The organism is Bordetella tumulicola (genome assembly GCF_965138755.1).
Classification (GTDB): domain Bacteria; phylum Pseudomonadota; class Gammaproteobacteria; order Burkholderiales; family Burkholderiaceae_B; genus Bordetella_A; species Bordetella_A tumulicola.
Window position 1 is genome coordinate 527,794 of sequence record NZ_CBCSFP010000001.1, and the last position, 12,436, is coordinate 540,229.

The following is a 12,436-nucleotide window of genomic DNA, read 5'->3' on the forward strand; positions in this document are numbered from 1 at the left end:
TGTGGGGTGGGTTGTACCCTCCGACTGACGTGCCCTGAATGCTTGTATACGTCTCGGTAGTACTGTAGTTGCACTGCCAACCGTTAGATTCGGTACAAGCTGCCGAAGCGGGCGAGGTGCTTGCGAGCAAGCCCGTCGTCACTGACGACACGAGGATGTGGCGTTGATACGCCAGCTTCCGACGAATTTTCATGCTGCCAGCCATGTTGTTCTCCGTTTTCCGGGTGCCGACGTCTCTACGCCGCACCGCAACAATCAGACCCGTCTCATTAAGTCGCAAAATGTGGGGGAACGCAGCAATTTTTCGACGAATCGCCGGTTTCTCTCGACGAAATGAAAGCGCGACGTTTCGCAAGCGCCACGTTTATGGGTTTGTGACGGACAGATGTCTTTAATGCGCGTCTTGGCCCGCCTGTCGTCAAGGATGGGCGCTGACCACGCGACACGCGATCCGCTTGACGCATCGCGTGTCGCAGGCGCCGTTATTTGGCCGGCAATAGTCCTGGCCGGCCCTCATGCGCGGCATGGGCCTTGTCCAGAATGAACTCGATCAGCATCGACAACGCGCGCGGGTGATGGCGGCTGGGCATATACAACAGGTACATGCCGCGGCCGAAAATGCTCAGGCGCCAGGTGTCCAAGGCGGTCAGCAGGCGGCCTTGAGTCACGTCTTCGTACACAACGTAATCAGGTACCACCGCCACGCCGAGCCCCGCCAACGTGGCATCGCGCAAGAATGGATAGTTACGCGACGCTACAGTGGGAACCAGCGTTACTTGCTGGCGCTGGCTACCTTGATAAGCCGACAGCCGCAGCGGCCGGCCGATCACGGCGGCGCTGATGATGGGCGCAGTGCATAGCGACTCGGGCCGTTGGGGCAGCCCTTGCCGCGCCACATACGCGGGCGATGCGCAAGCAACATAACGCACCTTTCCGAGTTCGCGCGCCACCAGATGGCCGGGCGGTTCGGACATAATACGCACGGCAATATCCACTTCGTCGCGCAACAGGTCTTCCACGCTGTTCTCGAACAGCACGTCGAGCACAATGTCCGGATAGTTGCGCTTGAATTCCAGCAGCCAGGGCGACATGACGAACTGGCCGTAGCCGCTGGGCACGCTCAAGCGCACACGGCCCTGTGGTGTTTTGCCCAGGGTTTCCACCGATTCGTGTGCAGCGGCCAACTCATCGCGGATGCTGCAACCATGCTGGTACAGCTTCAGGCCGATTTCGGTGGGTTCGACCCGGCGTGTCGTACGGCGCACCAGCTGCATGCCTACGGCGCGCTCCAGTTGGCCCAGGTGGTAGCTGACATTGGCGCGCGTCATTTTCAACCGGCGCGCGGCCTCGCTCAGGTTGCCTGCGTCCAGAATCTCAACCAGCAAAGTCAGGGATTTCGTGTCCATAGCGGGCATTGTCAAATTTTCCTGTACGCAGTGTCAACGGCTGATGTCATTGTCAAGATTCGCTTGCTGATCAAGAATAAAGAGCGGTACCCGCATCACCTATCACACTAGACAGGCTGCATCGCCTGCGCCTCCGGAGACATGACCCATGGCACAACGCGCCGGCCTGCGAACCTGACGAAATGGCTATCGACCCGATCTATGCGCTATCGCGCCTGCCGGCGCGCGAGGACAAGTCTGCCCTGTGCATGGGCTGTGCCCCATGCGCCCTGCCTATTTGACATTTATTCAGCACGAGAGCATTCATGGATCTGAATTTCACTCCCGAAGAAGAAGCCTTTCGCACCGAAGTGCGCGCCTTCCTGGCGGCCGAACTCCCCCCGGCACTGGCAAGCAAGGTACGCGCAAACCGGCGCCTGACCAAAGCCGACATGGAGGCTTGGCACGCTATCCTGAACGCGCGCGGCTGGCTGGCCAGCCATTGGCCCCGCGAATATGGCGGTACCGGCTGGACACCGATACAGAGCTTCATCTTCGAAAACGAATGCGCCCTGGCCCACGCCCCGCGCATCGTACCCTTTGGCCTGAGCATGCTGGGCCCGGTACTGATCAAGTACGGTGACGAGGCGCAAAAGCGCCACTGGCTGCCGCGCATCCTGAATGGATCCGACTGGTGGTGCCAGGGCTACTCCGAACCTGGATCGGGCTCGGACCTGGCATCGCTGACGACCAGCGCGGTGCGCGACGGCGATCACTACATCGTCAACGGCCAGAAAACCTGGACCACCCTGGGCCAGCACGCCAACATGATTTTCTGCCTAGTGCGCACTCGCAGCGAAGGCAAGCCACAAGAAGGCATCAGCTTCCTGCTGATCGACATGACCACCCCGGGTATTGACGTGCGGCCCATCATCACCCTGGATGGCGAACACGAAGTCAACGAGGTGTTCTTCTCCGACGTGCGCGTGCCCGCGATCAATCTGGTGGGCGAAGAAAATCGCGGCTGGTCTTGCGCCAAGTACCTGCTGACGTACGAACGGACCAATATTGCCGGCGTGGGCTTGTCCACCGCCGCCCTGCAACAGCTCAAGGAAGTGGCCGCCCGCCAGCGCAAAAATGGCCGGCCGCTGGCGCAAGACCCGGCTTTCGCGGCGCGCTTGGCGCGCGTCGAAATCGAGCTCGACAACATGCGCACCACCAACCTGCGTGTACTGGCCGCCGCCGCGAACGGTGGTGCACCCGGCGCCGAAAGCTCCATGCTGAAAATCCGCGGCACCCAGATTCGCCAGGAAATCACGGCGCTTAATCGCCGCGCCATGGGAGTCTATGCACGCCCCTATGTCGCACAGGCACTCGAAGATGGCTACGACGGCCCTGGCATCGGCCCGGCCGGCGCCGACAGCGCGGCTGCCCAGTACTTCAACTACCGCAAGCTGTCGATCTTCGGCGGCTCGAATGAAATCCAGAAGAACATCATCTCGAAGATGATTCTCGGACTGTAAGGACGAATCCGCATGAATTTCAACCACACCGAAGACCGGCGCATGTTGTCGGACATGTTGAAACGCTTCGTGGCCGAGCAGTACGGGTTCGCCGTGCGCGACCGCATCGCGAGCTCGCCCGAAGGCTATAGCGTGCAACTCTGGCAACGCTATGCTGAACTCGGCGCTATCGGCGCGCTCTTGACCGAAGCCGATGGTGGCCTGGGCGGCAGCGGCTTCGATATCGCCGTGGTGTTCGAGGCACTGGGCCGCGGTCTGGTCGTCGAACCCTTTCTCGATGCGTTGATGGCCGGCGACGCCATCGCCGCCGCCGGTACGCCGGTACAAAAGCAGGCGCTTGAGGACCTGCTGGCCGGCGCGACCATCATGTCGCTGGCCCATGCCGAGCCCCAAGCTCACTACGAACTCGCGCACGTCCAAACGCGCGCGCAACCCGACGGCGAGGGTTGGCGCCTGAACGGCGCCAAGGCCGTCGTGACGCAGGCCGAGCATGCCGACCTGTTCGTCGTGTCGGCACGCACTGCCGGCGCAGACGACGATACTGACGGGATTTCGCTGTTCATGGTGCCGGCCGGTACACCCGGCCTGCATGTGCAGGGCTATCCGCTGATCGACGGCGGTCGCGCTGGCGACCTGACGCTGGTCGATGTGCAAGTGAGTGCCGACGCGCTGCTGGGGCGACCCGGCACAGGCCACGCCGTGCTCGAGCGCAGCATCGGCAAGGGCATGCTGGCGCTGTGCGCAGAAGCCGTCGGTGCCATGGACGCCGCGCGCGACGCCACGCTCGAATACCTGCAGACGCGCAAACAGTTCGGCGTGCCCATCGGTCGCTTCCAGGCATTGCAGCATCGCATGGCCGATGTCCTGCTCGAAATCGAGCAGGCGCGTTCAGCCGTGATCAACGCCGCCGCCCAGCTTGATCACCCCGACCGCACGACCCGCGAACGCACCCTATCGGCCGCCAAATACACCATTGGCCGCGTAGGTAGCCTGGTCGCCGAAGAATGCATCCAGTTGCACGGCGGCATCGGCATGACCTGGGAACTGCCGCTAGCTCACTACGCCAAACGCCTGGTCATGATCGACCATCAATTGGGCGACGAAGACCATCATCTCGCCCGCTTCATCGCGCTCGCGCCGCAGGATTGACGTCATGACCGTCGAGACGTCAACGCCGCCCACCGACAGCCCGGACCTCCCGCTCGAAGGCATCCGGGTCCTGGACCTGTCGCGCGTGTTCGCCGGCCCTCTGTGCGGCCAGGTACTGGCCGACTTCGGGGCCGAAGTCATCAAGGTCGAACACCCCGTACGCGGCGACGACACGCGCGACTGGGGTATGCGCATCGGCCATACCGAGACTACCTACTACAACAGCATGAACCGCAACAAGCGGTCCATCACACTGGACCTGCAGTCGGCCGAAGGCGTCAAGATCATTCACGACTTGCTGCCGCAGTTCGACGTCGTGATCCATAACTTCAAGAGCGGCGGCGCCGAGAAACTGGGTCTGGGCTATGAGCAACTCAAGGCCCGAAAATCCGATCTGGTCTATTGCGCGGTCGGCGGCTATAACAGTGCCGGCCCCGAAGCTGCGCGACCCGGCTACGACCTGGTCATCCAGGGCGAGACCGGCATCATGGCGATTAATGGTGAAGCGCATCAATCGCCCTTGAAGTTCGGCGTGGCGGTGGTCGACATGATGACCGGCATGTATGCCGCCCAGGCCGTACTGGCCGCGTTGTTTCGCCGCGAACGGACCGGCCGCGGACGCCTGATAGAAATGGCGCTCTACGATTGCGGCCTCACAGTCAGCAGCTACTATGGCTTGGACGCCATGCTGCTGGGCCGCGACCCGCAGCGCTATGGCAACGCCCATCCCTCGATCGTGCCGTACGGCATGTTCGAATGCGCCGATGGACCGCTGATCGTTGCCGTGGGCACCAATGCGCAATTCGACAAGTTCTGCCGCCAGGTCGTCATGCGTCCCGACATCGTCGAGGATCCGCGCTACGCCACCAACGTAGAACGTGCCAAGCACCGTCTGACGCTGCTGCCCATGGTGATCGAGCTGTTCCGTGAATTTGAACGTGATGTCCTGATGCAACGCCTGACGTCCTGCGGCATTCCCTGCGGCAAGGTGCTGGGCCTGCACGAGGCGCTGACCAGCGAACGTACGCGCCAGGGCGGCATGTTGCGTGAAATGCCGCATCCCGCGGCAGGCAGCACGCATGTCTACGCGCCGCCGTACCGCCTGGACGGTCAGCGCTTGCCGATCCGGTGCGCGCCGCCCACGTTGGGCGAAGGCACCAAGGAAGTGCTGCAGCGCCTGCTGCAATTACCCGATGCTGAATTGCAGGCTTTGCAAGCTAAGGGGGTGTTAACCCTGCCCGACCCACCACCATAAATAAAGAAACGGAGACAAACCATGCACCAAAAAAAAGCCCCCACGCTGCGCCTTCGGCTTGCTGCCCCCCGAGGGGGTATTTTTTGCCTTGAGGCGGCCCGGCGGCAAAAAATGACCCGTCGTACCTGCCTGGGGCTGGCGCTGACTGCCACGCTATGCGCGGCGCTGCCTTTGCCGGCCCTGGCGCAAGACAAATTCCCCACCAAGCCCATTACGTTGATCGTGCCCTTTCCTGCCGGCGGCTCTACCGACCGCCATCTGCGCGCCATTGCCGAAGACGCCAGCAAACACCTGGGGCAAAACGTGATCGTGGAAAACCGCCCGGGTGCGGGCGGTACGCTGGGGCCGGCCAATATGGCCAAGAGCGCCAAGCCCGACGGCTACACCGTCAGCCTGTTCCCCTTGGGTATGCTGCGCATGCCCTACATGATGAAAACCGATTGGGACCCCATCAAGGACTTCACCTACATCGTGGGTCTGTCCGGCTACACCTTCGGCTTCACGGTGCGTAGCGACTCGCCGTTCAAGACGTTCAACGACTACATCGACGCCGCGCGTGCCAAGCCGAACACTATCGACTACGGGTCGACCGGCGTGGGTTCGTCGCCACACCTGCTGATGGAGGAAATCGCCATCAACGCCAAGGTCAAACTGAACCACGTGCCGTTCAAGGGCAACGCCGACCTGCAGCAGGCGCTGCTGGGCGGGCACATCATGGCGCAAAGCGATGCCACCGGCTGGGACCAGTTCGTGGACTCGGGCAAGATGCGCTTGCTGGTCACGTTCGGCGAAAAGCGCACCAAGCGCTGGCCGGAAGTGCCCACTGCCGAGGAATTGGGTTATGGCGTAGTGTCGAGCTCACCCTACGGCCTGGCCGGCCCCAAGGGCATGGACCCGAAGGTAGTGCAGATTCTGCATGATGCCTTCAAGCAAGCCCTGTTCTCGCCGCGCAGCATGGAAGTCATGCAGCAGTTGAATCAGGAACCCGCGTATCGCAACAGCAAAGACTACCAAGAATGGGCACAAGCCACTTATGCCAAGGATAAACAGTTGATCGAGCATTTGGGGTTGATGGCCAAGTAGTGTCGCTGGGTGTCCGACGTCGTTATCTCGACGTCGGAGCACGGTGCGCATTCGCATGGCGTCACGCGGACAACGCGGGCGGCCCTGCGTCAAGGAGTCTCGTGCTGTTCAACAGGCCGGAATTTGAACGCCGCGCGGATGATGCCGTGGTCGTTGGTGCCGCGAGCCTTGTGATCGTCGAAATTCAAGTGGTCATTGTTGACCACCATACCGTCGAAAATCCAGCGACGCTTACGGCTGTTGTCGTAGAACTCTTGGCTAACCAGAATATGATCCAGCGACTCGCGCATGTCCTGGTAGACATGGGTGTAGTACACATCGCGCGTGTCCCGGTATTCCTGCAAGGTTTGCGCCGTGTACAACACCACGTCCCCACCGCCACGCGAATCACCCACCAAGTAACGCGGCTGTTCTGTCAGGATGTTAGCCGTATTGCTATGCTGGCCGTCGTTGATATCACCCAGCACGATCACCGGCACGTCACTGTCCTTCATCAAATCCGACAACAAGAATCGCAGGGCGGCTGCCTCGGCGGTGCGACGGATGGTCGATAACGCCGCGCCCAGGTTTTTTTGGTGGTTGCGGTAAAGATCCCGGTCGCGCTTGAACCAGCCCTCGTTGTAGACTTTGGTCTCCCCCTTGGACTTGAAGTGGCACACGTATACGTGCACATCGGGTTCGGACTTGCGCGGCTTGATGGTGAAATGCAGCACCGGGCGTGAAAATCCGTCAATGTTCACTTCGATCTGCGGCGTCTGCGGATCGTCGCCGCTTGAATGCAACAGGAATCCTTCGGGAAAATCGCTGATCCATTCCGGCTCGCCGCTAAGCAGGCCCTTGCGCACCGCCGCGCCACACACGATGCCGGCCCCATCCGTATTGTCCGGCACCACCATCTCATACTCGTCGGCCAAATCTGCGGCCACGATGGCGGCTGCCAACGAATCGGCATGCCACAACTCCTGGAAGCCGAACACATCCGAATTCAGTTCGCGCAACTGGCGGGCCGTCCATTCGATCTTCAGCGCGTACTCGTCGCGACTCCAACCCGCTTTATCGGTATAGATGGGCAGGCCCGGCTCATTCAGGTTGTACAGATTAAAAGTGGCGATACTGAGTCTGGACAGGTTCATCGGCGCGGCTCCCGGTAGATATCCGAAAAAATCTAGCTCAGTCATGTGACAACCTTAAGAAGGTTGTGCGGTGTCTCCCCCTCGCCGGGAAGTCTCTGGGGTTGACAAGAGGCGATGGCAGTTAGATACTTTGCCATATGGCGAACTATTTAGAATCCCTGGATCAGACTTTCGCAGCCTTAGGCGACCCGACCCGCCGAGCCATCCTGGCTCGGCTGGAACGCGAAGGCGGCGTCACCGTCAGCCAGTTGGCACAGCCCTTTCCCATCAAGCTACCGACGGTCATGAAACACCTGGACGTGCTTGATGCCGCAGGCCTGATTGTGCGCAGCAAGACCGGACGCACCGTCACGGTTCGTCTGTCGCCCGAGCCTATGCAGGCCGCGATGGACTGGCTACGCCGCTACGAACATTTCTGGACCCACAGCCTCGATCGCTTGACCGCCTACGCAGAAAACCAGGAAGCTCAACGGAGACCCAAACCATGACCAGCCTGACCTTGGTACGACGTATCAACGCACAACCCACCACCGTATTCGACGCCCTGACCACGCCCGACGGCATTGCATGCTGGTGGGGCCCGGATGACGGCCCTGTCCTGGTCGCCGAAACCGATGTCAGAGTCGGCGGCCGCTTTCGGGTGCGCTTTCGCATGCTCGATGGCAGCGAACACGAAAGCAGTGGCGAATACTTGCGCGTCGATCCCCCTCACCACCTGGAAATGAGCTGGCGCTGGTCAGGCGACGAAGACGGCGGCGAATCGCGCGTCGAGATCGCGCTGCGCGCCACCGATACAGGTACCGAGCTCACCTTCACCCACGCCGGCCTGCAAGACGAAGCCTCGCGCAGCGGCCACGAAGAGGGCTGGAGCGGTGCGCTGGACAAGCTGGTGCGGCATTTCGCCGCCTGATCCGGAGACCAAGACATGATCACACTCACCGCATTCCGCTGGGTTCCGCCTTTTGCGCAGGGGATGGTGCGCGACTTACGCGTACGCTGGGCGCTCGAAGAAGCCCGCCTGCCCTATCGCGAACATCTGATCGGCACGAAAGACCAGGCCAGCCCCGAATACCGGACACTGCAACCCTTCGGCCAAGTGCCGGCCATCGAAGAAGACGGCCTCAAACTGTTCGAGTCCGGTGCCATCGTCCTGGAAATCGCCGAGCGCGGCACAGCCCTGCTGCCACCCGATGCCCAGGGCCGCGCGCGAGCCCGCGTCTGGACGCTGGCGGCCCTGAACACGCTAGAGCCACCCATCATGCAGCTGGCCTCCCTGGATATATTCCATGTCGACCAGCCTTGGGCAGCCCCTGCCCGGCCCACCGCGGAGCAGGCCGTATGCAAGCGGCTGGACGAACTGGCGGCCTGGCTGGGTCAACGCGAGTATCTTGAAGACCGTTTCACCGTGGGCGACCTGATGATGTCCTCCGTGCTGCGCATTCTGCACAACACTCCGCTGGTGACCGACCGCCCCGCATTGCAGGCCTACCGCGATCGCTGCGAAGCACGCCCCGCCTTCGCCAAGGCACTCGCCGATCAGTTGCGGCCGTTCGCCGAATTCGAGGCCGCCCGGGCGGCAGCAAACCGAACAACAGGCTAAGCCATCAAGCAACAGGTAATTCACGCAGCGACGTGCCCAGACCCGGGACTTTTTGATCATTTCCGTACAGGAGCAGTGCGAAATATCTGAGCATTTCGACGCAATGATGACGAGGACGGTTGATCATTTACATACATTACGTATGCAAATTGACGTACGCGACGTATGCTTTTATCATGCCTCGTCCGCAACACGCGGACAATCCCCACCCCGGCATGCCTCATGACCCGCACTAGACACTCACGCTCCCGCCCTGCCAGCCAGCCGCGCACCCGACATCCCTGGATAGCGGTCGTGTGCGGCGGTTTGGCTACCTTCGCCATTGTCACCACCGAAATGTTGCCGGTCGGCCTGCTGACCTCTATCGCCGACACCGTGGGAACCTCTACTGGCACCGCCGGGCTGCTACTGACCGTGCCCGCCCTGCTTGCCGCCCTGTTCGCGCCGTTGGTCGTGGTGGCTGCCGGCAACATCGATCGGCGCCACATTCTGTCGGTGCTTTTCGTACTGCTCATCGTCGCCAATCTGGCCAGCGCCCTGGCGCCCAGCATGGCATGGCTGCTGGCGTCCCGCGTACTGGTGGGTTTATGTATGGGAGGAATCTGGGCCATTGCCAGTACCTTGGCCGTGCGCCTGGTACCCACCGCCTCGGTGGGGCTGGCCACGTCCATTATCTTTGGCGGTGTGGCGGCCGCCTCGGTCATGGGCGTGCCTCTGGGCGCACTGATCGGCGACCTGGCTGGCTGGCGCATGGCCTTCGGCAGCATGGCCATGCTGGCGGCGGTGGTGTTGGTTCTACACCTTTGGTCCATGCCGCCACTGCCCGTCAGCCAGTCGGTGTCCGTACGAAAGCTATTCGATGCTCTGTCCAATCAAGGCTTGCGTCTGGGCCTGATCATGACGATGCTGCTGGTCGCAGGCCATTTCATGGCGTTCACTTTCGTGCGCCCCTGGCTGTTGTCGGTATCGGGTTTTGACCCTGAATGGATTGGCGTGCTGCTGTTCGCCTACGGCAGCGCCGGCATCATGGGCAACTTCATCGCCGGAGCCAATGCCGCCCGACGAGCCGGCTGGACGCTGATCGTGATCGCGGCTGGCCTAGCCATCACGCAATTGCTGCTGTTCTCGACCGCGGACGGAGCCTGGGCGGGTGCGCTGGTGCTGGTGCTGTGGGGCCTTGCCTATGGCGGCGTATCCGTGTCCGTCATGACCTGGACCATGAAAGCCGCGCCAAAGGCGCTTGAGCCCGCCACCGCCTGGTCGGTGACCGCTTTCAATTCCGCTATTGGGCTCGGTTCGTTCGTCGGAGGCAATGTAGTCGACCGCTATGGTCTGCACGCCAATGTACTGGCTGCCTGCGGCCTGCTGCTATTGGCCCTGTGTGTGGCGGCGACGATTCAATACCGGTTCGTACGTCCCGGCGCCTTCGCGTAGCCGGCGGCACGCCAGGTCTGATTCTGCCCGAGCCGCGCCGACGCTAGACTTCGCGTCGCCCCAGCGGTGGTGCCGTCGATATCGGAGCATGCGTGCGCATCAAATCGACGATCCAGTCGATAAACACCCGCAGCTTGGCGCTTACGTGCCGGTTCGGCGGATACGCCACGTACATCGGCATCGGGTCGAGCTGCCAATCCTCGAAGAGCGGCAGCAACTGCCCCTGCTCCTGATGCGGACGGGACATATACTGCGGCAACCAAAGCACGCCAAGGCCGGCCAGACCCGCCTCCAGATAGGCGTTGCCATCATCCACGGCCAGCACGTATCGGCCTTGCACAGTCAGGCATTCCTCGCCACGACGCATGGTATACGGCAACGCCTTACCCGTGCGTTTCCACAGATACCCGACGGTACGGTGATGCGTATCTTGCAGTTCACTCGGATGGGTGGGTTTGCCTAAGCGTTGCAGATAGCTGGGCGCAGCGAACACGCCCAGCTCCAAGTCACCCACGTGGCGCCCCACCATCGATTGGTCGACCAGCTCGCCGCCGCGGACCACACAATCGACGTTCTCGCCGATGATGTCCACCGGCCGGTCGCTCACGCCCAGGTCGAAATGGATGTCGGGATAGCGCAAGTGAAACTCTGGCAAAGCCGGCACAAGGATCATGCGTGCAAAGGGGCTGGGTACATCCACCCGCAACCGCCCCCGGGGCGAGGCCGACGCGCTGGACAATTCACCCTCGGCGTCCTCCAGATCGGCCAATACTCGCATCACTCGTTCATAGTAGACCGCCCCATCGGCCGTCACGTTGACCTTGCGCGTGGTGCGGTTCAGCAGCTTTACGCGCAAGCGTGCCTCAAGTTGCTGCACCAGCTGTGTCACGGTGGTCTTGCTCATATGCAGCGTGGCCGCCGCCTTGGTGAAACTGCCGGTTTCCACCACACGCGCAAAGGCCTGCATTGCATCGAATCGGTCCATGTCCAGCTCCGGATAAAGCACTCATTGTTTGAATTCTACAAATAGTGCGAGCTGGATTCCTCAATGACCTTACTCATGCCGCCATACCTGCGTCCAGGCATGACGGCTTTCCTACACAGAGGGATGACGAGGAGATAGATAGCGAGGCTCGATAAGCGGTCAAGTTTCTCGCCACCTATCGCTCAACGACCTCCTCATCCTCGCTCAAATCAACCCGCGTTGCCAGGCACCGGCGTGTTGAGCAACTGCTGTTCCCACAGGTAGGCGATACCGCTGCCAGCGGCATGCTGCTTCATGACCTCGATCAGGTCGGCGACATGCTCGGTTCGCGCCCAATCGCGCTGCCACTCAGAGGCCACCGCCAGCCAGGTCATCATGTTCGCACCGGCCCCGATCATGCGCTGGATAGCGACCTCGTGGGCTTCGACTGAAATACCACCGCAAGCGTCGGTCACTACCGTGACATCCCAGCCTTCGCCGAGGGCCTGGATCACCGGCATCGCGACGCAAACCTCGGTCCAGAGCCCTGCAATGATCAACTGCTTGCGGCCCGTCGCCTTGACCGCATCCACCACCTTCTTGTCTTCCCAAGTGTTGATGAATGTCCGGTCGATCACCTCTTGGCCGGGGAATACATCGGTGATCTGAGGGAAGATGAGGCCACCTTGATGAGCAATCACGCTCGTCAGGATAGTGGGGACGCCGAAGGCTTTGGCGGACTTCGCCAAAGCGGTCGAATTATTGACGACCGCTTGCGGGTCATGGCTGTTTAAATTCGTCAATTGGAACGGCTGATGATCGATCAGAACAAGTACCGAGTCCTCTGGACGAAGAAGCGAATCAAGGCCATTGCGAAAAGTCATTATTTGCGTCCTCTGCTGCTGATGTG

12 protein-coding genes are annotated in these 12,436 nt (G+C 61.5%); 8 read left to right on the forward strand and 4 right to left on the reverse strand.

All coding sequences use genetic code 11. The features are described 5' to 3' along the window. Positions 1 to 482 precede the first annotated feature (482 nt). Positions 483 to 1,406: a LysR family transcriptional regulator gene (locus tag ACNAZS_RS02470; RefSeq protein ID WP_415787036.1), complete on the reverse strand. Its 924-nt coding sequence runs from the start codon at positions 1,404 to 1,406 to the stop codon at positions 483 to 485. 305 nt (positions 1,407 to 1,711) lie between these two features. Between ACNAZS_RS02470 and ACNAZS_RS02475 the strand changes: the two genes are divergently transcribed. The 4 genes from ACNAZS_RS02475 (at position 1,712) to ACNAZS_RS02490 (ending at position 6,395) form a co-directional block, all read left to right on the forward strand. Then, positions 1,712 to 2,908 (forward strand): acyl-CoA dehydrogenase family protein, encoded by a 1,197-nt coding sequence (locus ACNAZS_RS02475; protein ID WP_415785800.1) that lies wholly within the window; start codon positions 1,712 to 1,714, stop codon positions 2,906 to 2,908. 12 nt (positions 2,909 to 2,920) lie between these two features. Then, a complete protein-coding gene (locus ACNAZS_RS02480) occupies positions 2,921 to 4,057 on the forward strand; it encodes an acyl-CoA dehydrogenase family protein (protein WP_415785802.1) in 1,137 nt (378 codons plus the stop codon). Positions 4,058 to 4,061: 4 nt separating this feature from the next. After that, positions 4,062 to 5,312, forward strand: a complete 1,251-nt coding sequence (locus ACNAZS_RS02485; protein WP_415785804.1) for a CaiB/BaiF CoA transferase family protein — start codon at positions 4,062 to 4,064, stop codon at positions 5,310 to 5,312. Between the two features lie 111 nt (positions 5,313 to 5,423). Beyond that, positions 5,424 to 6,395, forward strand: a complete 972-nt coding sequence (locus ACNAZS_RS02490; protein WP_415785806.1) for a tripartite tricarboxylate transporter substrate binding protein — start codon at positions 5,424 to 5,426, stop codon at positions 6,393 to 6,395. Between the two features lie 89 nt (positions 6,396 to 6,484). On the opposite strand, the gene ACNAZS_RS02495 is transcribed toward ACNAZS_RS02490, so the two are convergent. Next, positions 6,485 to 7,528, reverse strand: a complete 1,044-nt coding sequence (locus tag ACNAZS_RS02495; RefSeq protein ID WP_415785808.1) for an endonuclease/exonuclease/phosphatase family protein — start codon at positions 7,526 to 7,528, stop codon at positions 6,485 to 6,487. 137 nt (positions 7,529 to 7,665) lie between these two features. On the opposite strand from ACNAZS_RS02495, the gene ACNAZS_RS02500 reads away from it, so the two are divergent. The 4 genes from ACNAZS_RS02500 (at position 7,666) to ACNAZS_RS02515 (ending at position 10,562) form a co-directional block, all read left to right on the forward strand. Further along, positions 7,666 to 8,016, forward strand: a complete 351-nt coding sequence (locus tag ACNAZS_RS02500; RefSeq protein WP_415785810.1) for an ArsR/SmtB family transcription factor — start codon at positions 7,666 to 7,668, stop codon at positions 8,014 to 8,016. Then, positions 8,013 to 8,438 (forward strand): SRPBCC family protein, encoded by a 426-nt coding sequence (locus ACNAZS_RS02505; protein WP_415785812.1) that lies wholly within the window; start codon positions 8,013 to 8,015, stop codon positions 8,436 to 8,438. The genes ACNAZS_RS02500 and ACNAZS_RS02505 overlap by 4 nt, the downstream gene beginning before the upstream one ends. Positions 8,439 to 8,453: 15 nt before the next feature. Beyond that, the gene (locus ACNAZS_RS02510) at positions 8,454 to 9,128 is read left to right on the forward strand and encodes a glutathione S-transferase family protein (protein WP_415785814.1); all 675 of its coding nucleotides are present in this window, start codon (positions 8,454 to 8,456) and stop codon (positions 9,126 to 9,128) included. A gap of 222 nt (positions 9,129 to 9,350) precedes the next feature. Further along, positions 9,351 to 10,562 carry an MFS transporter gene (locus ACNAZS_RS02515; protein WP_415785816.1) on the forward strand — a complete coding sequence of 404 codons (1,212 nt, stop codon included), beginning with the start codon at positions 9,351 to 9,353 and terminating at the stop codon, positions 10,560 to 10,562. Between the two features lie 43 nt (positions 10,563 to 10,605). Here ACNAZS_RS02515 and ACNAZS_RS02520 read toward each other — a convergent pair whose 3' ends face one another. Then, the gene (locus ACNAZS_RS02520) at positions 10,606 to 11,547 is read right to left on the reverse strand and encodes a LysR family transcriptional regulator (protein ID WP_415785818.1); all 942 of its coding nucleotides are present in this window, start codon (positions 11,545 to 11,547) and stop codon (positions 10,606 to 10,608) included. A gap of 209 nt (positions 11,548 to 11,756) precedes the next feature. After that, the gene (locus ACNAZS_RS02525) at positions 11,757 to 12,410 is read right to left on the reverse strand and encodes a hydrolase (RefSeq protein WP_415785820.1); all 654 of its coding nucleotides are present in this window, start codon (positions 12,408 to 12,410) and stop codon (positions 11,757 to 11,759) included. Positions 12,411 to 12,436 lie beyond the last annotated feature (26 nt).